This is a genomic window from Streptomyces sp. NBC_00859, from assembly GCF_045161865.1.
Classification (GTDB): domain Bacteria; phylum Actinomycetota; class Actinomycetes; order Streptomycetales; family Streptomycetaceae; genus Streptomyces.
On sequence record NZ_CP108826.1, the window covers coordinates 717,962 to 738,512 of the forward strand.

Annotated in this window: 19 protein-coding genes and 2 pseudogenes; 11 read left to right on the forward strand and 10 right to left on the reverse strand. The window is 68.2% G+C overall.

The genetic code is table 11. The features are described 5' to 3' along the window. Positions 1-93: 93 nt before the first annotated feature. The 6 genes from OG584_RS02910 (at position 94) to OG584_RS02935 (ending at position 8,103) form a co-directional block, all read left to right on the forward strand. Positions 94-1,005: an ABC transporter ATP-binding protein gene (locus tag OG584_RS02910; protein ID WP_405774653.1), complete on the forward strand. Its 912-nt coding sequence runs from the start codon at positions 94-96 to the stop codon at positions 1,003-1,005. Then, complete coding sequence (locus tag OG584_RS02915) at positions 1,002-1,862, forward strand: ABC transporter permease (protein ID WP_405774655.1); 861 nt, start codon at positions 1,002-1,004, stop codon at positions 1,860-1,862. Before OG584_RS02910 ends, OG584_RS02915 begins: the two co-directional genes overlap by 4 nt. A gap of 284 nt (positions 1,863-2,146) precedes the next feature. Beyond that, positions 2,147-2,596 (forward strand): YbaK/EbsC family protein, encoded by a 450-nt coding sequence (locus tag OG584_RS02920; RefSeq protein WP_405774657.1) that lies wholly within the window; start codon positions 2,147-2,149, stop codon positions 2,594-2,596. A 326-nt stretch (positions 2,597-2,922) separates the two neighbouring features. Then, positions 2,923-4,506, forward strand: a complete 1,584-nt coding sequence (locus OG584_RS02925; RefSeq protein WP_405774659.1) for an MBL fold metallo-hydrolase — start codon at positions 2,923-2,925, stop codon at positions 4,504-4,506. A gap of 133 nt (positions 4,507-4,639) precedes the next feature. Next, positions 4,640-5,668, forward strand: coding sequence for a 4-hydroxyphenylpyruvate dioxygenase (hppD, locus tag OG584_RS02930; protein ID WP_405774661.1), 1,029 nt, complete (start codon positions 4,640-4,642; stop codon positions 5,666-5,668). After that, a complete protein-coding gene (locus tag OG584_RS02935; RefSeq protein ID WP_405774662.1) occupies positions 5,665-8,103 on the forward strand; it encodes an aminotransferase class I/II-fold pyridoxal phosphate-dependent enzyme in 2,439 nt (812 codons plus the stop codon). The genes hppD and OG584_RS02935 overlap by 4 nt, the downstream gene beginning before the upstream one ends. 173 nt (positions 8,104-8,276) lie before the next feature. Here the strand turns inward: OG584_RS02935 and OG584_RS02940 are convergent, their stop codons facing one another. Further along, entirely contained in the window at positions 8,277-10,046 is a 1,770-nt protein-coding gene (locus OG584_RS02940; protein WP_405774664.1) for an Hsp70 family protein, read from the reverse strand. Positions 10,047-10,440: 394 nt separating this feature from the next. On the opposite strand from OG584_RS02940, the gene OG584_RS02945 reads away from it, so the two are divergent. Beyond that, the gene (locus OG584_RS02945) at positions 10,441-10,725 is read left to right on the forward strand and encodes a restriction endonuclease (protein WP_405774666.1); all 285 of its coding nucleotides are present in this window, start codon (positions 10,441-10,443) and stop codon (positions 10,723-10,725) included. 188 nt (positions 10,726-10,913) lie between these two features. Here the strand turns inward: OG584_RS02945 and OG584_RS02950 are convergent, their stop codons facing one another. Together OG584_RS02950 and OG584_RS02955 are read right to left on the reverse strand one after the other, a co-directional pair. Next, entirely contained in the window at positions 10,914-11,309 is a 396-nt protein-coding gene (locus OG584_RS02950; protein ID WP_405774668.1) for a hypothetical protein, read from the reverse strand. 128 nt (positions 11,310-11,437) lie between these two features. Then, positions 11,438-11,713 (reverse strand): annotated as a pseudogene (locus tag OG584_RS02955) (transporter); the annotation flags it as partial. A 250-nt stretch (positions 11,714-11,963) separates the two neighbouring features. Between OG584_RS02955 and OG584_RS02960 the strand changes: the two are divergent. Then, on the forward strand, positions 11,964-12,917 hold the full coding sequence (locus OG584_RS02960; RefSeq protein ID WP_405774670.1) for an IS481 family transposase: 954 nt from the start codon (positions 11,964-11,966) through the stop codon (positions 12,915-12,917). A 75-nt stretch (positions 12,918-12,992) separates the two neighbouring features. Here OG584_RS02960 and OG584_RS02965 read toward each other — a convergent pair whose 3' ends face one another. Further along, on the reverse strand, positions 12,993-13,331 hold the full coding sequence (locus OG584_RS02965; RefSeq protein WP_405783845.1) for a helix-turn-helix domain-containing protein: 339 nt from the start codon (positions 13,329-13,331) through the stop codon (positions 12,993-12,995). Between OG584_RS02965 and OG584_RS02970 the strand changes: the two genes are divergently transcribed. After that, entirely contained in the window at positions 13,325-13,819 is a 495-nt protein-coding gene (locus tag OG584_RS02970) for a winged helix-turn-helix domain-containing protein (RefSeq protein WP_405774672.1), read from the forward strand. The genes OG584_RS02965 and OG584_RS02970 overlap by 7 nt on opposite strands. A gap of 41 nt (positions 13,820-13,860) precedes the next feature. Next, positions 13,861-14,388: a transposase gene (locus OG584_RS02975; RefSeq protein WP_405783846.1), complete on the forward strand. Its 528-nt coding sequence runs from the start codon at positions 13,861-13,863 to the stop codon at positions 14,386-14,388. A gap of 3 nt (positions 14,389-14,391) precedes the next feature. Here OG584_RS02975 and OG584_RS02980 read toward each other — a convergent pair whose 3' ends face one another. After that, a complete protein-coding gene (locus tag OG584_RS02980) occupies positions 14,392-14,886 on the reverse strand; it encodes a hypothetical protein (RefSeq protein ID WP_405774674.1) in 495 nt (164 codons plus the stop codon). Between the two features lie 74 nt (positions 14,887-14,960). Then, complete coding sequence (locus tag OG584_RS02985; RefSeq protein WP_405774675.1) at positions 14,961-15,545, reverse strand: AraC family ligand binding domain-containing protein; 585 nt, start codon at positions 15,543-15,545, stop codon at positions 14,961-14,963. 96 nt (positions 15,546-15,641) lie between these two features. On the opposite strand from OG584_RS02985, the gene OG584_RS02990 reads away from it, so the two are divergent. After that, positions 15,642-16,013, forward strand: a complete 372-nt coding sequence (locus OG584_RS02990; protein ID WP_405774677.1) for a cupin domain-containing protein — start codon at positions 15,642-15,644, stop codon at positions 16,011-16,013. A gap of 10 nt (positions 16,014-16,023) precedes the next feature. Here OG584_RS02990 and OG584_RS02995 read toward each other — a convergent pair. From OG584_RS02995 to OG584_RS03010, 4 genes and pseudogenes are all read right to left on the reverse strand, one after another. Next, a pseudogene (locus tag OG584_RS02995) lies at positions 16,024-16,170 on the reverse strand (IS630 family transposase); the annotation flags it as partial. Further along, the gene (locus OG584_RS03000; RefSeq protein ID WP_405774679.1) at positions 16,170-16,748 is read right to left on the reverse strand and encodes a DUF6262 family protein; all 579 of its coding nucleotides are present in this window, start codon (positions 16,746-16,748) and stop codon (positions 16,170-16,172) included. The pseudogene OG584_RS02995 and the gene OG584_RS03000, both read right to left, overlap by 1 nt. Then, a complete protein-coding gene (locus tag OG584_RS03005; RefSeq protein WP_405774681.1) occupies positions 16,745-19,369 on the reverse strand; it encodes a tyrosine-type recombinase/integrase in 2,625 nt (874 codons plus the stop codon). Before OG584_RS03005 ends, OG584_RS03000 begins: the two co-directional genes overlap by 4 nt. Next, positions 19,366-20,544: a tyrosine-type recombinase/integrase gene (locus tag OG584_RS03010; protein WP_405774683.1), complete on the reverse strand. Its 1,179-nt coding sequence runs from the start codon at positions 20,542-20,544 to the stop codon at positions 19,366-19,368. Before OG584_RS03010 ends, OG584_RS03005 begins: the two co-directional genes overlap by 4 nt. Positions 20,545-20,551: the final 7 nt, after the last annotated feature.

A 20,551-nucleotide genomic window follows, 5' to 3' on the forward strand; every position in this document is an offset into this window, starting at 1 on the left:
CCACGGTTGTACAACCAGGGATGACAGGGGTGTTCAACCGGTGTCCACCCTGGACCGATGACGTGCCGGGTGACGCCGGTCATGATGAATTGCATGATCGAAGTCAGGGAACTCACCAAACGTTATGGCTCGACGACCGCCGTCAGCGACCTGAGTTTTACCGTGAGATCAGGACAAGTCACCGGATTTCTCGGACCCAACGGCGCGGGCAAAAGCACGACTCTGCGCATGATGCTCGGCCTGCACCGCCCCACTAGCGGCAGCGTCACCGTCGACGGACGTTTCTTCGCAGACCAGCCGCGTGGCATGCGCCACGTCGGGGCGCTCCTCGACGCGCATCAGGTGCACGGTGGCCGCACCGCCCGCGCCCACCTGACGGCACTGGCCGTCAGCAACCGCCTGCCGCGCCGCCGGGTCGGCGAGGTACTCGAGGAGGTAGGTCTCGGCGACGTCGGCGACCGGCGCATCGGGGGCTACTCGCTGGGCATGAAGCAGCGTCTGGGCATCGCCACCGCGCTGATGGGCGACCCGCCGGTCCTGCTGTTCGACGAGCCGCTCAACGGGCTCGACCCGGAAGGCGTCAAATGGGTGCGCGGCCTGTTCCAGCTCCTCGCCGCCGAGGGCCGCACCGTCTTCGTCTCCAGCCACCTCATGTCCGAGATGGAGAACACCGCCGACCATCTTGTCGTCGTCGGCAAGGGCCGGCTGATCGCCGCGGAGAGCCTCAAGGACTTTTCTGCTCGCGGCACCCGTCAGGACGTCAGCATCCGCACTCCCGAAGCGGACACGCTGCGTACCGTCCTGAGCAACGCGGGCGCCACGGTGGAACAGCACACCGGCGACGCACTGACAGTGACCGGACTGAGCGCGGCCCGTATCGGGGACCTCGCCTTCCAGAACATGGTCCGCGTCCACGAGCTCACCCCGCACACTGGCTCGCTGGAGGCGGCGTTTATGGAACTGACCGCCGACAGCGTCGAGTACGCCGCAGGAGACACCCCGTGACTGTCACATCCACTCCCCCCGCCACCGGTGACCAGGCACGACCTGTCGTGGAGCCCGCGCCCCGCGCACGCTTCAGGGACCTGGTCTTCGCCGAGTGGATCAAAATGTGGTCGCTCCGCTCCACCGCGTGGACCATCGTGATCGGCACACTGGCCATCATCGGCTTCAACGCCTTCACCGCATACAACGACTACACCAACTGGACCGGCTGGCGAGCCGAGGAGAAGGCCGCCTTCCTGCCCAACTTGGCCATGCTCGATGCCTTCACCGATGCCGCCTTGCTGACCCTCATGCTGACCGCGAGCGCCATGGGCGCCCTCACCGTGGTCGGCGAGTACAGCACGGGACTGATCCGTACCACCTTCGCGGTCGTACCCGCCCGCCGCTCCGTGATGGCCGCCAAAGTGCTCGTCGTCACTGCCGTCACCACCGGACTCGGCCTGATCGCCGCCGGCGGCTCCTTCTGGGCGACCCAGGCAATCCTCTCCGCCCGCCACACCGGCCTGTCGCTGGCGGATCCGGGAGTTGCGGCCTCCCTGCTCGCCTCGGCTCTCGCCGCCCCTGTGGCCGCACTTGCGGGCATGGCCATCGGGACGGTCGCCAGGGCCAGCGCGGCCACCATGGGTGTCAGTTTCTCGCTCCTGCTGCTCGTCCCCATGGCCGTCAGTGACGACCATTACGGCACCGCTCTCGTCGACCACACGCTGCCCTACAGCGCCTGGGCTCGGCTGGTGCAGGTGGCAGAGAAGCCCGTGGACTTCCCCTGGTCCGCCACCGGGGCATGGATCGTGTACGCGGTGTGGGGTGTGGCCTCGGCCGCCGTCACCATTCTCGCGGTGCAGCGCCGCGACCAGTAGCCCACGTTTCCCAAGAAGCCGCTGCCGGGCCTCCGACAGCGGCTTTGTCGTGTTCAGGCAGCCATCTCCTGCACTGAGTTGAACGGATGCCTGTTGGCGCTCCTATTTCTAGGATGGGACGCAAGTCAAGATCATTATCCACGCCTCGAGCAGGGCCCGTGCCAGGGCCGTACGGCCCCCCGAAGGGGCACTCTCTCCTTCATTTTCCCTCAGATCGCGGAGGCACAGTGCACTCCAGTCCCGAAGAAACCGAGCCACCCAACGCATTCGAACGCCTGCAGGACATGCTTTCGTCCGGATCAATCTCCTACCGCATCATCCGCCATGCACCCGAAGGGTCCACCGAGGCGGCCAGCAGACTGCGCAGGCACCCGCTGGAGCAAGCCGCCAAGTCGATTGTGGTCCGCGTGGCGACGGGCAAACGCTCACGGCGCTACGTCCTTGCCGTGGTGCCCGGAGACCGCCGCGTCGACCTGGGCGCTCTCGCGGACCGATACGGCGGCCGCCGGGCGTCGTTCGCCGACCGGGCGGTGGCCGAGCGGCTGGCCGGCAGCGTCAGCGGTTCGATCGCGCCGTTCGCATTCTCCTCCGAGCTGGATCTCCTCGTCGACAGAGGCCTGCTCGTGCACGACGAGATCTACTTCAATGCCGGGCGGCTGGACCTTTCTGTCGCCCTGTCCGTGTCCGACTACCTCAATCTCGCCGAACCGGCTATCGCACCGATAGCAGCCTGACGGAGCGGCATGGAGGCCCTGAACTTCCCACCCGCGCGGCGCGGGCGCGGTGTTCAACTGATGTGCATCGACAGTTGGACACCGGGCCGCGCGCCGGCATTTCGTATGGCTCGTGACTATGCCGGCCTCACTGTTCAACCACCGCAGCCTGGTGCGTATTGATCGACCCCGCCCGCTCCAGTCATTCTGCTGCAGCAGGGTGTTCCGAACGATGCTCGGAGTCCCGCATCTCCCTTGTCCTTCTCACGGTCCGCTATGGCGTCATGCTGGGCACGCGTTGCCCCCGGGCGGTCCTCTTTATTGGTTCTCCTGGAGGGAATGCACACATGGCTGACGAACAGCTGTTTCTGCGGTCGAAAGCAATCATCGAGCCGCTCGTGGACAGGTTCTTCGCCTGGCCCTACACCATTGCGCCCGTCCAGGCCGCGATGAACCTGGCATTCCTCCAGGTTCCGCTTCTCGAGTCCTACCTGCAGTCCCCGCAGGTGCACGTCGCGGCCAGCAACAACCCGGAGCTGCGCGGCGGTTACTTCATCAACATCCCCGAACAGCGGGCCGACGAGGTCCGTGACCTCCTCGCGACGATCAAGCACGAGCGTGCCGACATGCTCCGGTTCGCCGAAGCGATAGCCGCCGGACAGGAGATCCTGCGCGCCAACGCCACCGGCTTCGACCTCACCCCGCTCTACCCCAAGCTCCCCACCGAGCTCGCGGGCCTAGTCGAGCTCGCCTACGACACCGACAACCAGGCGCAGATGCGCTTTTTGGAACCGGTGGTCTACACGAGTAACGTCTATCAGGAAGCCCGCCAGTCGGTGCAGCTGTCCCTGGAGACGGGTATCGAGCGCCCGTTCATCCTCAGCACCCCGCGCCTCGCCTCGCCGGACGTACTCGAACTGCAGATTCCCTTCCGACACGAGGGCCTCACGGAGCTCTTCAAGAGCCGTGTGCATCCCACGACGCTCGCCCACCTTCGCGATGCGCTCGGTCTCGACGACGCCCAGGCACAGCAACTACGCACGCTTCTCACGGACAAGCCGAGCCTGTCCGAGGACCGCCACATCGACAGCGGCGGCCGCATCCGCTACTTCGGTCACGCCTGCCTCGTCCTGCAGACGCCGCAGGCCGCCATCGTCACCGATCCGTTTATCAGCGCGGACAGCGACAAGACCGACCGGTACACGCTGAACGACCTGCCCGACTACATCGACCTCGTCCTGATCACCCATGGCCACCAGGACCACATCGTCCTCGAGACTCTGCTGCAGCTGCGTGGCCGTCTCGGTGCGATCGTCGTCCCGCGCTCCTCCCGCGGCAACCTGGCCGACCCGGCGATGGCCCTGATGCTCAGGAACCAGGGCTTCAACGTGATCGAGGTCGACGACTTCGACGAGGTGGAGTTCCCGGGCGGCAAGATCACCGCAACGCCATTCCTCGGCGAGCACTGCGACCTCGACATCCGCGCCAAGTCGACGTACTGGGCGGAGCTGGCGGGCAAGAAGGTCTTCATCGGTGCCGACTCCTCCGGCATCGAACCGTCTCTCTACCGCTACGTGAGGCAGCACCTGGGCCGGGCCGACATGGCCTTCCTCGGCATGGAGTGCGACGGAGCGCCGCTCACCTGGCTCTACCAGGCCCTGCTGACCATCCCGGTCACCAAGAAGATGAGCAACTCGCGCAAGCTGTCCGGCTCCAACGCCGAGCAGGCCGCGGCGATCATGACCGAGCTGGATGCCGGTGAGGCCTACGTCTACGCGATGGGCGAAGAGGACTGGCTGGGCCACGTCATGGCCACCACGTACACGGAGGACACGTACCAGATCAAGCAGATCGACGAGTTCCTGACCTGGTGCAAGGACCGCGACATCACGTCCGGCCACCTCTTCAAGCAGCAGGAGTGGCGCTGGTAGCCACTACTTGTTCACGCCACTGACGACACCCGGGCGGGACGCCTACGAAGGCCGCAGCAGCGGCGAGGTGCCCCGCCCCCCCCCTTCCAATTAGCACCGACTCAGGGCATGTGCCTATCAGGAGGCTCTCTCCATGGTTGTGCAAGACATCGCTTACGTGGAGCTGTTCACCAGGGACAAGCGCTCAACCCTCGACCATCTCGTCACCGCCATGGGTTTCACGCCGGTTGCCGATTCCGTCGAGGTCGACCGCAGTTCTATGCTGCTGAGACAAGGCGACGTACGAATCATCGTCACCTCCGGCCGGGGCATCTGGGGATTCCTGGACGCACATGGAGACGGCATCGCGGACATCGCACTGACGTGTGACGACGTGGAAAGCACCCGGGACGCAGCGCTGCTCGCGGGCACCGAGCCGGCGGCCTCTCTGCGAGGCAGCACCGTCGTGTCGGGCTTCGGTAACGTGGTGCATACCCTCATACCGGCGGCCGGAGCCTCGGCAGACCGACTCCCGCCCGACCGCACTTGGATCCCCTCATTCGGTATGCGGCGCCCGCAGGGCCGCATCCGGTCGCTGGACCACATCGCGGTATGCCTGGCCGGCGGCACACTCACCGAGTACGCGGACCTTTACCGCGACGGCTTCGGATTCTCCCGCTTCTCCGCCGAGTATGTCGCCGTCGGCGGGCAGGCCATGGACTCCATTGTCGTGCGCAGCGCCACCGGCGGCACCACGTTCACCCTGGTCGGACCGGACCCGTCCAAAGAACCCGGCCAGCTCGACGCATTCCTGGAGCGCAACGGCGGACCCGGCGTACAGCACCTGGCCTTCCTGGTCGACGACATCATCCCGGCGGTACAGGAGTTCCGGAATCGTGGCGTCCATTTCCTGACCACCCCCGACACCTACTACGACCTCCTCGGCGAGCGGCTCGACGGGCTCAACGGGCTTGACGACATGGTCGGCCAACTCCGCGACGCCCAGGTGCTGGCCGACCGCGACGAATGGGGCCACCTCCTCCAACTGTTCAGCCGCTCCCCCTACGAACGCAACACGCTCTTCTTCGAGCTGATCCAGCGCCAGGGGTCCCGAGGCTTCGGAAGTTCCAACATCCGCGCCCTGTACGAAGCGGTGGAGCGCGAGCGGCTGACCACCAGATGAACGGATCGGCCCCTGTCTTCACCGTCCCCGTCACCCTGGCCGACTACGCAAAAGCAGCACAGGCGCGCTTCGCGCGCCCTGACTGGGACTTCTTGGAAGGCGGCGCGGGCGACGAGCGCACCCTGGCCGCCAACCTCGCCGCCTTCGACCAAATCTCACTGCACCCCCGGGCGCTGGCCGGCATCGGCTTGCCCGACACCAAGACGGAGATCCTGGGGCGTACTTGGGCTGCCCCCCTCGCCATCGCGCCGATGGCCTACCACACCCTTGCCCGCCCCGAGGGCGAAGTGGCCACCGCACGTGGCGCGGGGGTGGCGGGCCTGCCCCTGGTCGTCAGCACCTTCGCGAGCCGCACCTTCGAGGACATCGCGGCAGCCGGCACCGGCCCGCTGTGGCTCCAGGTGTACTGCTTCCGCGACCGCGCCCTCACCCAGGCCCTAATCGAACGGGCGGAGCGCTCAGGCATGGAGGCCCTGGTCCTCACGGTGGACGCACCACGCCTGGGACACCGGCTGCGCGACGTGCGCAACGCCTTCCGCCTGCCCGCAGGCATCACACCCGCCAACCTCACCGGCAACGGGTTCGACTCGCCCAGCGTGCACGCGCAGGGCGAGTTCGACCCGACACTCGACTGGTCGGTGATCGGCTGGTTGAGGTCAATCAGCGCCCTACCGGTCCTCGTCAAGGGGATCCTCACTCCCAAAGACGCCCTCCGGGCGGTTGCCGCGGGCGTCGACGGCATCGTAGTCTCCAACCACGGTGGGCGCCAGCTCGACGGCGCTCCCGCAACGCTCGATGTCCTGCCGGACATCGTGGCGGCCGTCGCCGGATTCTGCCCGGTGCTGCTCGACGGCGGTATCCGACGGGGAACGGACGTACTTGCAGCCCTCGCCCTGGGCGCCGACGCCGCGCTGCTCGGACGTCCGGCCCTGCACGGGCTGGCCGTAGCCGGAGCAGACGGAGTCTCAGATGTGCTGGGCATCGTCACCAGCGAGCTGACGACGGCGATGGCGCTCACCGGCACGGGCTCGGTGGCAGCAGCCGGCCGTGAACTGGTCGCAACCCAGCGGCAGGGCAACAGCGCGTACACCTCACCGCCCGCCGCCACCCCGCCACCCCGACGGGCCGGCGCCGCAAGTCTGCGCAAAGAGGAGCTGCACGGCAGTGTCTCGGACCCGGTCCTGGACACGATGAACTTCCTCAACGAGATCACCACCCGCTACCCCGAGGCGGTTTCCTTCGCACCCGGGCGCCCCTACGACGGTTTCTTCGACACCGAGCAGATCTTCACCTACCTGCGCCGGTACCTCGACCACCTCGAGACGCAGGGCGCATCACCCGAACAGGTGCGCTCCGCGCTTTTCCAATACGGTCCGACCAGCGGCCAGATCCGGGAGCTGATCGCCGACTTCCTACGCAAAGACGAGGGCATCGACGTCCCGCCCGAGTCGATCGTGGTGACCGTCGGCGCCCAGGAGGCGATGCTACTCACGGTGCGCGCGCTCATCGCCGGTCCACAGGACGTACTGCTGGTGTCCAGCCCCTGCTACATAGGCATCACCGGCGCGGCGCGGCTGCTCGACATCCACCCGGCCCCCGTCGAAGAGACCGAGGCAGGGTTCAGCGTCCCCGCCGTGACAGCGGCCCTCCATGCCGTACGTGCGCAGGGGCAACGCCCGCGCGCCTTCTACGTCATACCCGACCACTCCAACCCCTCCGGCATCACCATGTCGATGGAGACCCGCCGGCGCCTGCTCAATATGGCGGCTCGCGAGGACATCCTGTTGGTCGAGGACAGTCCCTACCGGCTGGTCAGCCCGGGCCCGCAGCTGCCCACCCTCAAGTCCATGGACACCGGCCGCCGGGTCGTCCACCTGGGTTCCCTGTCCAAGACCCTCTTCCCCGGGGCACGAGTCGGCTTCGCCGTCGCCGACCAGACCGTCACGGATACGACGGGCCGCACGACGCTGCTCGCCGACGAGTTATCCAAGATCAAGTCCATGGTGACAGTGAACACCTCGCCGGTCAGCCAGGCCCTGGTGGCCGGCATGCTGCTGGCAGCAGACGGGCGGGCCTCCAACCTGAACGTGGCCACAGCCAGGTACTACGGAGACGCGATGCGCGCCACCCTGGAAGCCCTCGAGCGGGCGTTCCCGCGCCGCGAACGCGAAAGGACCGGTGTGCGCTGGAACGAGCCCAGCGGAGGCTTCTTCCTCTCCGTGACGGTGCCGTTCCGTGCGGACACTGCTGCACTCACCCGCTCGGCGGAAGACTTCGGTGTCATCTGGACACCCATGTCGTACTTCTACCCAGGGGGCGGCGGCGAGTGCGCACTGCGGCTCTCTGTCAGCTCCCTGACGCACCCACAGATCAAGGACGGTATTGGCCGGCTCGCAGCGTTCATAAAAGAGCAGGCGCCACCGACCCGGGCATAAGCGTGCTCACGTCCCCGCCACCACGACCGAAGCGAAGCCAGGGCCAGCTGCGCCCGGGTTTCCCTCCAGGGCCGGATACCACGTAAGCAGCACGGCCATAATCCGGCCTGCGCTAAAGGCCCCCGGTCCGAGGACCGCGGGCAGAACCTCGGCCCCCTCCATGGCCGCCCAGCTCAGCGACGGTGCCCGTGGACGCTTCCCATACGCCTGGTCAGCTTCTTCAACAGTTCCTGGGCCTGCCGGTGTTCAGGTTCCCACTCCTGGCACTGACGCAGCACGTCGGCGGCCTCGGCCACGCTTCCCTGTGCGGCGAGTTCGACGGCGTGGGCGTAGGAGTGCTGGACAAGGATTCCGCGCAAGGCGTCGTTGCTGGGGTCGTGGGCGTGGGCGCAGACCAGCCAGCGCCGGGCATCCTCGAACAGCGCGGGATCGGGCGCGGCAGCGGCGGCAGCGTCGCAGTGGACCCTGGTCATGGCCTCGAAGACGTCGGGGTCCTCGGGCCGGGCCCGCCAGGCGCGGTGTGCGGCGTGGACTGCCTGCTCGAAGCGTTGCTGGTCGAGGTGTTCATGGGCAAGGCCCAGCCAGTCACCGGCCGTTGCGGTGTTCTGCAGGGCCTGAGCGGGCGCACGGTCCGGCTCCGTACTCGGCTGCAGGACCGAAACCGGAACCGGGCGCGAGTCCTGCATCGGGGCCGGGTCCGGGAGCGAGACCAGGTCCGGGCCCGGGACCGGTCGCGAGTCGAGCCCGGGGAGCTTGGCGAGGAGGCCTTGCGCGTCGTCGATGATGCGCCGCAGCAACGCGCTTGCCTCCATGGGCCTGCCGTCGTCAAGGAGTCTGCGGGCCTGACGGATGCCGGGGACGCGCACCGGCGCGTCGAGCACCTGGGCGTCGGGCAGCGGGAGCTCGGCCAGGCCGGCGGTAGCCCCGGAGTCCCCGCAGGCCTCCACGGTCGCAGAGTCGTCCCGATCCCCGCCCGGCCTCTGCGCGTACCGCAGCGCACCGTGCGCCAGCAACTCCGGTGCACCCCTGACCAGTTCGCCGCCAAGCCGGGCGGCCGCCTCCGCGAACCCCCCGATCGCCGTCGAGCGGCCGATCAACAGGACGGTGTCCACGTCCGACGCGGAGAGCCCCGACTGGCCGACGAGTGCGGCGGCACGGTCCACTGCACCGCGGGCCTGCCGCAGGAGCAGCTCGCCCAGCTTGGCCCGGTCGAAGCCGACCTGTCCTGACATGCCGCCAACGGGAGGCAGTCCGACCCGCCCCGAGGTGCCCTCCTTGAGACGCTGCATCACCTCGCGCAGCCGCAGCCAGTCCTCCTCACTCAGACCGTCGGAGTCCCCCTGACCCCAACTGCCGGCATACCGAAGGGCTTTCAGTACACCGTCCAACAGCCAGGTGTCGAAGGAAGCGCCGCCGGGGGCGGCCGCCCCCTCGTAGCCCAACGCCCGGAAGTGGCCGCGCACGGCACGGACCAGGCCGGCCTCGTACCCGCCGTACCCCAGGGAGAGCACCAGCACGGTGCCGCTGCCCGCACCCGCCGTATGCCCGATAACCGCCGCGACCGAGTCGCTGACCAGTCTGACCTGGGTCAACCCTGCCTCCCCTGCCGCGTCGCGCAGCTCCGTGCGGGCGGCCGACCCGTACCGGGCGGGCACAGCGATCGCAGTGGGGCCGACCGAGCAGGACGACTCCTTCTCGACACCCTCGCGCAGTGCGCGCAGCGCCCTGACAACGAGCGGCTTCGCCTCGGCGCGTGCCTCCCCCAACAGATCCTTGACACTGGGGAATCGCACCGGGGGCGCCCCTCCCCGCAGGATGTCGCAGGCCGGCCACGGCCACAGCTCACGCGGCAGCACAACGGCCCTGGCCTGCTCATTCGGCGGAGCGAAGGCAGCACGCAACGCAGTGCTGCCGAAGTCCACTCCGAGACTCACCTCAGGCACAGGGCCCCTCCTGACTCATTCCTGACGCGTTCGAGAATTCTTCGCGGCTCGTGTGCGGGCTCATCCACCGATAGGGACAGGCCGGCAAAGCCGACCGCTCGTCGATCTCCGTGACACAGCGCCCAGCAGTCGCCCGGGCCCTCTGCGTCCACAGCAACCCCCCTTACCCAAAGACCAGTTCACCGTACGGGATCAGGCCACGCCCCCGCAGCCCCGCCGTGCTCGGCGGTGTACGTCTTGGCATGCGGACGATGCGCATCTGCTGATCGACGATCATTCCGGTCGTACCGCCGACGTGCCCGCGCTGACACGCTCGTTGAGCGCGCCCCGGGCCACACGCGACCCGGCCAGGGTCCGGCAGTCCGAACGGAAGCCTTCACCACCAGGCCCGGACATGCAGCTGCGCCTCATCCAGGCCAAGCGCACCAAGAACACCGTGCCTACCGAAGCCGTCCGCGCCCTGGCCGGGGTGATGCACGACAAGGCCGCCGCGAAAGGCATCCTCATCACCACCGCCTGGTTCGGGAAAGCCAGCCGCGACTTCGCCCAACGCACCGGCCGTATGGAACTCATCGACGGCCGCGGCCTCAAAGCCCCCCTCCTCGAACACCTGAGCATCGACGCCCTCATTGGCCTCCCGAAACTCCCCCCAGGCTGGGAGACCCGCGACGTCCATTGACCTTCGCACTTCCCTGCTCACCGACGTCGGTTTCGAAGCTCGGTCGGCGGAGTCGATGTCGCCCGCCTGGAGGTGGGCCTCCCCGAGCCAGTAGGCGGTGATCGCCTGCATCGGGAGGAAGTTCAGCGTGTCGGCGAGCCGCCGGTCCTCGGTCAGGGCGGCCCGGGCGGCGGGCGCATCGCCCAGGCTCAAGTGTGTCTGCCGATGCACTGCAGGGCGTTCAACTCCTCGCCCCTGTCGCCGACCCTCCGGGCCAGCGCCGTCGCCTTGCCGGCGGCCCGCAGGGCCGCCCGGTAGTCGCATCCGACCCGGTGCGTGCGGGCCAATCGGCTCCAGGCCAGCGCCTGGCCGTGCCCATCTCCCAGGTCCTCGAACAAGTGCAGAGCTTCCTGGATTTGCGCCTCCCCCAGTCGCGGGTCGTGTTCGCCCGAAACCACCCCCCGCAGGACGAGTATCGCTGCGGTGCCGCGGACGTTGCCGGCTGAGCGCAGGGCTCCCAGCGCGGTGTCCAGGACGGCCGCCCAGCCGGGGGTCCGGTCGCTGGCCCATAGGGTGGGCGCGCGGGCGGCGAGTTCCCAGCACAACTCATCCAGGCCCGCCGCGGCGGCCTGCCTTACGGCGGCGGGGAGCGCCAGGTGCTCCGATCGCAGCCAGGCCAGCGAGGGCGGGGAAGCGAGCCGGACTCGGGGGGGGCGTTACCCCTCAGGACGGTGTAGTCGCCGCCGTAGTACCGGTAGCGGACCAGATCGATGCTGCGCCGGTGCTGCCGTACGGCATGCGCGTCGTAGCGGGTGAAGTCGCCGGCCACACAGATCAGTCGAGGTGCACTCCACAGGATCTGGGAAGCGGCCGCCGTCCCGAGCCGGTCGCGGACCAGCCCCCGGAGAGCATCCTTGTGGGTCGTCAGCCAGGCCATGTAGTAGAGGCCCTGGTTGATCACGCCTGCGTCAGTGCCGCGCTTGTATTCCACATTACCGACCGCAGGAGCTCGGATACTGGCTCTGAACTGCGACGATTCATAGACTACATGTCCGCGACGGGGAGTTGAGGCTGTTGCCGTAGCTCGTCCGAGTGGTCTCGCGCTGGAGCCCCGGAGGCCAAGATTTGGCGTTCGTGGCTAGTTGTTCTGTCCACGGAGGTTGGTGACGGATCCCACGGCTTGAGGATCTTGAACGAGTGAGGGCCTTCCGGGTTCGGTGTGGATTGCGACATCTACACGGAACGATCAGAAGGCCCTCATGCCCCACCGTAATGCACCCCTGACCGAGACCGGGCGTCTGCGTCTGGCCCGCTGCGTCGTCGAGGACGGCTGGCCACTGCGCCGGGCCGCCGAGCGCTTCCAGGTCTCGCCCACCACGGCTCAGCGCTGGGCGGGCCGCTACCGCGAGCAGGGCGAGGCCGGGATGATCGACCGCTCCTCCCGGCCTCACCACAGCCCCCGCCGGACACCGACCCGCACCGAGCGGCGGATCATCAAGGTCCGTGTCCTGCGGCGCTGGGGACCGGCCCGCATCGCCTACCTGCTCGGGCTGAACCCAGCCACGGTCCACCGCGTCCTGACCCGCTACAAGCTGGCCCATCTGGCCCACCTGGACCGGGCCACCGGCCGGGTGATCCGCCGCTACGAACACGCAGCCCCCGGCGACCTCGTCCACGTCGACATCAAGAAACTCGGGAACATCCCCGACGGCGGCGGCCACAAAGCCCTCGGCCGGCAAGCAGGCCGCAAGAACCGGGCAGGCGCCGGCATGAGCTTCCTGCACAACGCCGTCGACGACCACTCCCGCCTCGCCTACAGCGAGATCCTCACCGACGAGAAGAAGGAAACCGCCGTCGGATTCTGGCAACGGGCCCACGCCTACTTCACCGCCGCCGGGATCACCGTCAAGCGGGTCCTCACCGACAACGGCGCCTGCTACAAGTCCCACCTCTGGCGCAACTCCCTTACTAATCAAGGAGTTTCACACACGCGCACCCGTCCCTACCGGCCCCAGACCAACGGAAAAGTGGAGCGGTTCAACCGCACCCTGCTGGACGAGTGGGCCTACGCACAGCCCTACCGCACGGAAGCCGAACGACGCGACGCCTACCCGCGATGGCTCCACACCTACAATCACCACCGCGGACACACCGCGCTCAAGGGCCAACCACCCGCCAGCCGCGTCCCCAACCTCACGGGTCAGTACAGCTAGTGCTCTGACCGCATGGGTTCGCCGGGTGGAGGCAGGGTCTCTGGAGCGTTCGGACGTGAGCATCCGATGTGGGGCTCAGGAGATAGTTGTGTACGAACCAGTGCGAGTGCGCTGGTAACGCGCGGGCGTGGTGCCGACGTGGCGTGTGAAGTGGCGGTTCAGGTGGGCTTGGTCGTGCAATCCAACGGTTGTGGCGACCTCGGCGGGCCGGTGACCGTCGAGGAGAAGGCGACGCGCGTGTTCGACTCGCTTTCCAGTGAGGTAGGCGTGTGGCGGAAGGCCGTATGTCTGCTTGAAGCAGCGGATCAGGTGGGTGGGGTGGGCGTGCAGGGTGGTACTGAACTTGATCGGGTGATGTCGGGCTGTTCGCCGGACAGCGCGCGGGTGGCTTCGGTAGTCCTGGTGCGGTGAGATATCCGCAAGGCGGCGGCTTGAGCGACGCCGAGAGGGTCGCGCGGGAACGGGTCCGGCTCCAGGCCGTGGCTTGCTTAGAGAGTGGGGGGAAGAACCGGGAGATCGCCGCCGCGTTGCGGGTCTCAGAGCGGTCGGTGGAACGCTGGCGGCGCCAGTGGCGCGAGGACGGCGAGGCTGGGGTTGCGTCGAAGGGCTCGCCCGGCCGACCTCGACTGTCTGGCGCGCAAATGGCCAGGCTGGAACGGGAGTTGGATCGCGGCCCACTGGCGCACGGGTGGGCCGACCAGCGGTGGACGTTGGCCCGGGTGAAGACGATGATCGGCCGGCTGTTCCACGTCTCGTACACCGTCGAGGGCACATGGCGGCTGCTGCGGCGGCACGGCTGGTCGTGGCAGCAGCCCGCCCGACGCGCGATCGAGCGTGACGACGAAGCGGTGGAGCTGTGGAAACGGGAGGTCTGGCCGCGGGTAAGACCACCGCGGCGGTGAACAACGCCTGGGTGGTCTTCGAGGACGAAGCCGGCCAGTCAATGACGCCGCCGCGCGCCAGGACCTGGGGCCGCAAGGGCAGCACCCCGGTCGTCCGCGTGCGCGGACGGGGCTCGGGCCGTGTCTCCATGGCGGGAATGACCTGCTACAAGCCCGGCGAGCGGTCCCGTCTGATCTACGCGATCCGCGAGTACCGGGGCCGAAAGGACGAACCGAAGGGCTTCGGCTGGAAGGACTACCGCGACCTGATCATCCGCGCCCACACCCAGCTCGACGCCCCGATCGTGCTCGTATGGGACAACCTGCGCACGCACCTGGTCGCGCCACTGCGGGAGTTCATCGAGGCCAACACCGACTGGCTCACCGTGTTCCAGCTGCCGACCTACACACCGGAACTCAACCCGCAGGAGGGCATCTGGTCCCTGATCAAGCGTGACATCGGCAACCTGGCCGCCGCCGACCTCGGCCAGGTCACCCGCGCAGTGAAGCGCAAGCTCAAGATGCTCCAGTACCGGTCGGAGGTCATCGACGGCTGCCTGAGGGGCACCGGCCTGACCCTGCCAGCGTGACCGTCAGAAGAAGCCGAAGAAGCGAGCCCACCAGGTGGGCCGCTGAACGTGCGAGGGCAGTCGGCTCGGCCCGTCGTAGTCGCTCTCCAGCAGTTCCTCTGCCACCACGACATAGCCGACCTCGACCAACGCCCGGTTGACCTTGGCAAGATCCGCGCCGTCCAGCTCGCCCTCGGCCTGGGCTTCCTCCGTTCCGAGGAAGGCGCCCGGGTTGTCCGCGCAGACCAGAGCCAGTGAGCCGAACTTGCTCACGCAGACGACGATCCGGGTTCCGCAGACGGTTGCGTCCCTGGGCACGACGACGCGTCCGTACTCGCTGGAGTCCTGGGTGTCCTGCTCGGCCGTGCAGGGAGCTGCGAAGTCGCCTTCGAGCCGAGCCACCAGGGCACCGAAGTGGACTGCGGTCTCGCCACGGTCGTAGTGCTGCGGCCACTCCAACCACTCCGGATCATCGAGCTTGCGCAGCAAAGCCAGCAGATCCGCTTCACTCTCGGTCATGCGCCCATCTTGACGCAGCAGGCACCCACGGAGACGCCCTGGGCACCACCACGCTCACCGCTCCCCGACATCACCTATTCAAGTTCAGTAGCAGCCTCGCGCAGAGAAAGGCCGGCGTGGATCCGGGAGTCCAGTAGGTCCCGCAGCTCAGCGGCGAGCCGATTAGTCTCACGCCCCGGTACGCGGGGCTGGAGCGCCGCGAGGTGGAAGTGGAGCCGTTCCCGAATGAACGAGAGGCGTGACTCAGCTTCGAACCCGTCTCCGATGTGGAGGAGAGCTGCGTGCAGCTGCTCGATCCGGCAGCGTAAAAGCCCATCGCTGAGGACCGGCGTGTCCACTGCCCTGTCCGCCAAACGCTGCGGGAGCACGGAGTCGTCGAGGTAGAGGTTGCGCTTGCGGAACCCGGACGCAGTGACGGTCCGACCGTCATGCGGGACCCCGGGAGGCAGCAGGAGGACGCTGTCGCTACCGGTCGCCCCATGACGGCGACGGTCGAGCGCGAAGTCCACTGAGCCTTCGTCGAGGATCATCAAGTCCCACGTGTCGTGTGTATGGGCCGGATACGCGTGGTCGGTGAAGTGCGCGTGGAAGACCTCGGCGATGCCAGGGACCGGTGGCCGCCAGGCATTGATCGACGAGCGTGGGCGGTCAGAGGCCATGTCAGGAACGTACAAGACCGGCGGAGCCGGTGCGCGGCAGGCTCGCAATACCGGCTGGAGGGCCTGATCGCTCCCGGCCCTGAGGGAGGATGCCGTATGTCCAGATCCACCGTTCCCGTCAACCTCGCCGACAAGCTTGCGCAGTTCAGCGAGCTGTGGTCGCAGAAGAACGTGGCAGTGCTCAACGACTACGAGGTCAAGCTCGCCAAACTGAAGGGGGAGTTCGTCTGGCACGCCCACGAGGACACCGATGAACTGATCATGGTCATCAGCGGACGGCTCACGATCCGGCTCAGGGATGGCAGTGTGGTGTTGGAACCCGGCGAGCTATTCGTAATTCCCCGCGGGGTCGAACACTGCACGGTGACCGACGAGGAGACCGCGATCCTGTTGCTCGAACCGGCGGGGACGATCAACACCGGTGACGCAGGCGGGGCGATGACCAAGGCTGCGGAGATCCTCAACTGAGGGTGCGGCGTCAGGCCGCGGCCTTGAGGGAGCCTCCACCCCAGCGGATGCCCTTCTCGGAGCGGACGCGGGCGCGTTCGCGTCGTTGGGCAGCCAGCATGTCGGGGTGGCGGGTGTTGTCGTTGCGCCAGCGCAGGTAGCGGTACAGCTCCCGGCTCATGAACCCGTTCCGGCGATCTGCGCTTCGAGGTCGGCAACGCGGCGATCCTGGAAGCGTAGGTTCGAGCGGGCGCCCTTGAGTCGCTCGTCGAGGGTGCGGTTGTCGGTGGCGAGTTGGCGGACCCGCTGTTTGAGGGTGGTGTTCTCGGTGGTGATCCGATGGAGGGTCTCCTCGGTCCATTCGTCCTGCACGTCGCGGATCTGGCCGAGGAGTTCGCCGATGCGGACTCGCTGGGCGAGGATCTCGGCGTGGGCGGCCTTGAGCGCGTCCTCGGCGTTCAACGCGCGTTCCCGCCAGGGCGCCTCGTGCGCGCTACCTGGATCGATGATCTGGGACCGGCGCTCGCCGGCTTCGGCCATGGCGGCGGCGACCGTCGCTCTGGCCTCGGGGTTGTCGTAGAGGAAGGTGCGGGAGACATTTGCGCGGCGGGCGACGGCGGCAACGCTGACCTGGGCCTTCTCGCGCCGGAGCCGGGTAATGGCCTGGTGGATCCGCTGGAGTGCTGCCTCGGCTTTGCGGCGGCGGGCTGCCAGGGCCGCGGCCGTGCGGGGTTCTGGAACAGCAGCGGTCTTCATGCGATGTCCTGATCGGAGTCGTCGTCGGCTGTGCACGTATCGCTGTACTCGCCCTCGTTCTGGTCGACGTTGCCCGCATCGGCGAGGTCGGTGGCACGGAAGGCGGTGGACCAGATGCGGTGGAAGTAGTCCTGGGGTTTGCGCAGGTCCAGGGCGAGGGCGTCCTCGAGCAGGCCGAGGCCGGCCAGTGCCTTTTCCAGGCCGTCGATCGCGCGGGCGGTGGGCTCGAAGTGCTGGTGGAGGTAGTCGGCGGTCGCGTCGTCCGGGGCGCCCTCGGCCAGCAGCCGCCACTGTTCTCGTTTGCGCCGCCAGTAGAGGAGGTCAGCGCCGGAGAGTACGAACTTGTCGCAGTTGTGGCAGTCCATGTTCCAGGGGCAGGCGCCGCCGTTGACGACGGGCTGGAAGGTGCAGAAGCCGCCCTCGGCGGGGGTGCTGCGGCGGGACAGATCGATGGCCAGGGTCTGGGCCTGCTCACGGGTGAGCGGGGTGGTGGCCTCTGTGAGGAGTGCGCCAGGGCTGGCAGTGCCGGGGCCGGCGACCCAGACGTGCTGGAGGACGTCGTCAAGATCAGACTGAGTGAGGTGGACGTAGTGCTCGGCCATGCGGTCGGAGACTTGGCCCAGGTAACGGCGGATGTGGGTCAATGTCGCGCCGTGCCGCAGCAGCCGGGTGGCCAGCGTGTGCCTCGCTTGGTGGGCGACGTAATGGCCGCCGAGGTCGAGGTCCGCGATCCAGCTGCGAAAGCCGGTGTGGAACCAGGTGTAGGACAGGGCGCGGTGGCCGTCGGGGTTGAGGATGCGAGTCGGGAATAGGGCGAGTTGGGCGCGCTCGGCGGCGGCGGGTGGGCGGCCGGCGTGGTGGTCGGTGAACCGGGCCAGGGTTTTTCGGCGGCGTTCTTCGAGTCGGTCCAGGAGTCGGTCGGGGATGCGGACGGCCGCGTTCAGGTTGCCGACCTTGGTCTGGTCGTGCCAGAGCAGCGGCAGTCCGCCGTAGCGGCCGGTGCAGTCCAGGCGGAGCTGGATGACTTCGTTGGCGCGTCGGCCGGTGGCGATGATGGTTTCCCACATGTCCCGCAGGCCGTGGTCGTGCGGGTCGTAGTCGTCGGCGAGTTGCTGCAGGTTGGCCTCGTCTGCCAGGGCGCGGGCGACCTCGTCGGGGAAGGGGGTGCGGCTGCGGGGTGTGCCGGGGCCGCCGACCGGCAGGGCGGTGATGAAGCCGCGGCCGAGGCCGATCTGCTCGGCGCTGCCGTTGTCCAGCGCCCCGCGCAGCAGGACTCTGCCGTAGTTGAACACCAGCCGCCGCGAGTTCTCCGTGACCTTCGACTTCTTTCCGTCCAGGCGGGCGTGGCCCCGGAAAGCAAGGCCGAGGCGTTCGCGGTTGCGCAGGTCCGCGACGAAGCGGTGAGCGTGCTCTTCGCTCAGTGCCTTGGGATCGTGGCCGCCCTCCGGCGCCTCGGCCTCCAGGAACGCGGACAGCTCGGCGCCCGCGCGGCGCAGGAAATCCACCGGCTGGGCGCTGCGTGGGCACGAGGGCGAACGCAGCACGTCGGCGATGTGGTCCCACAAGAGATCGCGTAGCCACCACTGGGAGACGCAGGTCAAGTCGACGTAACTGGAGCGGTGCGGGAAGCGCACCCCGAAGTGTTCGGTCTCGATGTAGCCGGCGTCGCGGGCTTCGGAGGGGACGAAGTACACCTTCCGCAGGGCTTGTTGCATCTCCTGGACCATGCGCTGGTGGTAGTCACGGCGGACGACGGACGTCTCCAGGCCGGCCAGGGATGCCACGTCGCGGCGCTGGCACTCGTCCGCGAGCGTCTGCACCCACGTCAGGTTCCACACGGTGAGGGGCTGCAGGCCGTGGACATGCATGCCCCACTGGAACTCGGCCCGCAGCAGGGGCCGCAGCCCGCGCAGGTTGACCTGCCCGGTGCGGTGCACTGGCAGCTGCGCGCGGCACCAGGCACGGAAGGCGACCTGGTCCTCGCAGGTCACGGGGACGGGGCGAGCGTGCCGCTCGTAGGTGGCGAAGAAGTTCTTCGGTAGCCGGGCCCCGCCCGGGCGCCGGGCCCGGATGTAGCCGCGCTCGTGGGCGCCGCACAACCCCAGCGGCGACGCGGCCAGCTCGTCACACACATCCGTGCGGCACTCCCCGTAGCCCGCGAGAGGTGGCTGGCCAGCCAGCCACCGCTCGAACTCCCCCTCACCCGGGCAGGGGTCGCGCTTGAGATGGCTCAGCCACCGGTTGCGGTGGCGAAGGCACAGCGCCAGCTCCAAGCTGAATGCCGGGCGCTGCGGGCAGATCCGGCACATCATCTCCTCCGGCACATCCGTGTGCGGCAAGGGTTCTGCCTCACGCAGGAACTGAGTCCGGCTCACTCCGCGCCCCTCGGCCTCCTGCCGCTGGATGGCGTGCGCCGAGCACATCGCGTAGCGCCGCCAGCGCGGTCGCTCGCAGTCGGGGACCGTGCAGTTCCACGGATAGACCGGGTGGTTCGGCGGGATCTTCAACACCGAGCCGCGCAGCACCGCGTCGAACTCCGGGCCGCCGACCAGCGCCGTGAGCACCTCCAGCCGATCCCGCAGCGTGCGGGTTTCCTCCCGCAGCAGGGCCAGGGCCGTCACGTGTCCTGCCCCCAGACCGTGCGCAGGGCGGTATCGAAGTCGGGATCATGGATGTCCACGTGGCCGTAGACCTCATCGACCATGGCGGCCGAGGCCCAGCCACCGGCGTCCCGGGCAATCAGCAGGTTGCCGTCGGCGGCTTCAAGGACCGCAGAGGTGAAACTGTGCCGGAAGGCATGGGGTTTCACGAGCCCCAGACCAGCGCGTTTCCCGGCCCGGCCGAGCATTCGACGGGCCCCGACCGGCGCCCACGGCTGTCCGGTACCGGCGCCGTGCAGCTGGACCAGCAGCATGCCGTGCCCGGCCCCGCGCGGGTACTCGGTAGTGACGTACTCGAAGTAGGAGTGCACCATCGCCGGGCTGACCCGCTTGATCAGCCCGCCGGTGACAGTGCCGTGCTCGATCTGCCACGGCAGCTTGGTCTTGGCCTCAGCGCGGTTCGGGTTGCCGGGCCGGTGGCAGACGTGGAGGTGCGGGGCCCGGCACTCGTTGCAGGCCGCGTTCTCGCGCAAGTGCAGGTCGACCAGGTGCAGCCCGCAGAGTTCCCCGATCCTCAAGCCTCCGTCAGCGAGCCAGTCGACGACCAGCCGGTCACGGGCGGCGTTCACCGTCTCCAGCAGCCTCTCTCTCGCCCCGCCCGGCAGCATCTTCGGATGCAGACGGTGCGGCCCCTTCGGCGCGAGCGGATTCGTGGGCAGCGCGTTCTTCACGTGCCCGAGGAACGAACGGCGACGATCCACCCGCGACGGCAGCCGGGACCGATCGAGCTTCTTGCCGAGTTCACCGTTGACACCGAGGCCGGACTGGTGGAGGTAGAAACCCTTCAGGCAGGCCGCCGCGGTCGATAGCGCGGCGCGTCCGTAGGGGCGCTTACCCACCCGCCACGGCTCACCCAGCGGCATGCGAACCTCGGCGCCCAACATGCCCATGTACCGTTCCAGGTCCCGCAGTTGGACCGCATCAAGGGTCAGGCACTCGCGCTCCAGCCAACGCAAATGATCCACCAGCAGGTACGCGTACGTTCGCTGTGTGCCCGAGCCATCATGCCGACGCAGGAACCGATCCGCCTCCTCATAGACCGTGCCCTCGGGCCAGACGATCGTCCACGACCGCCACCCGCCCTTCCGCTCGATCGCCTGGACCCGCAAGTCCCCGACCACGACACGCCGTACCACTTGTCCT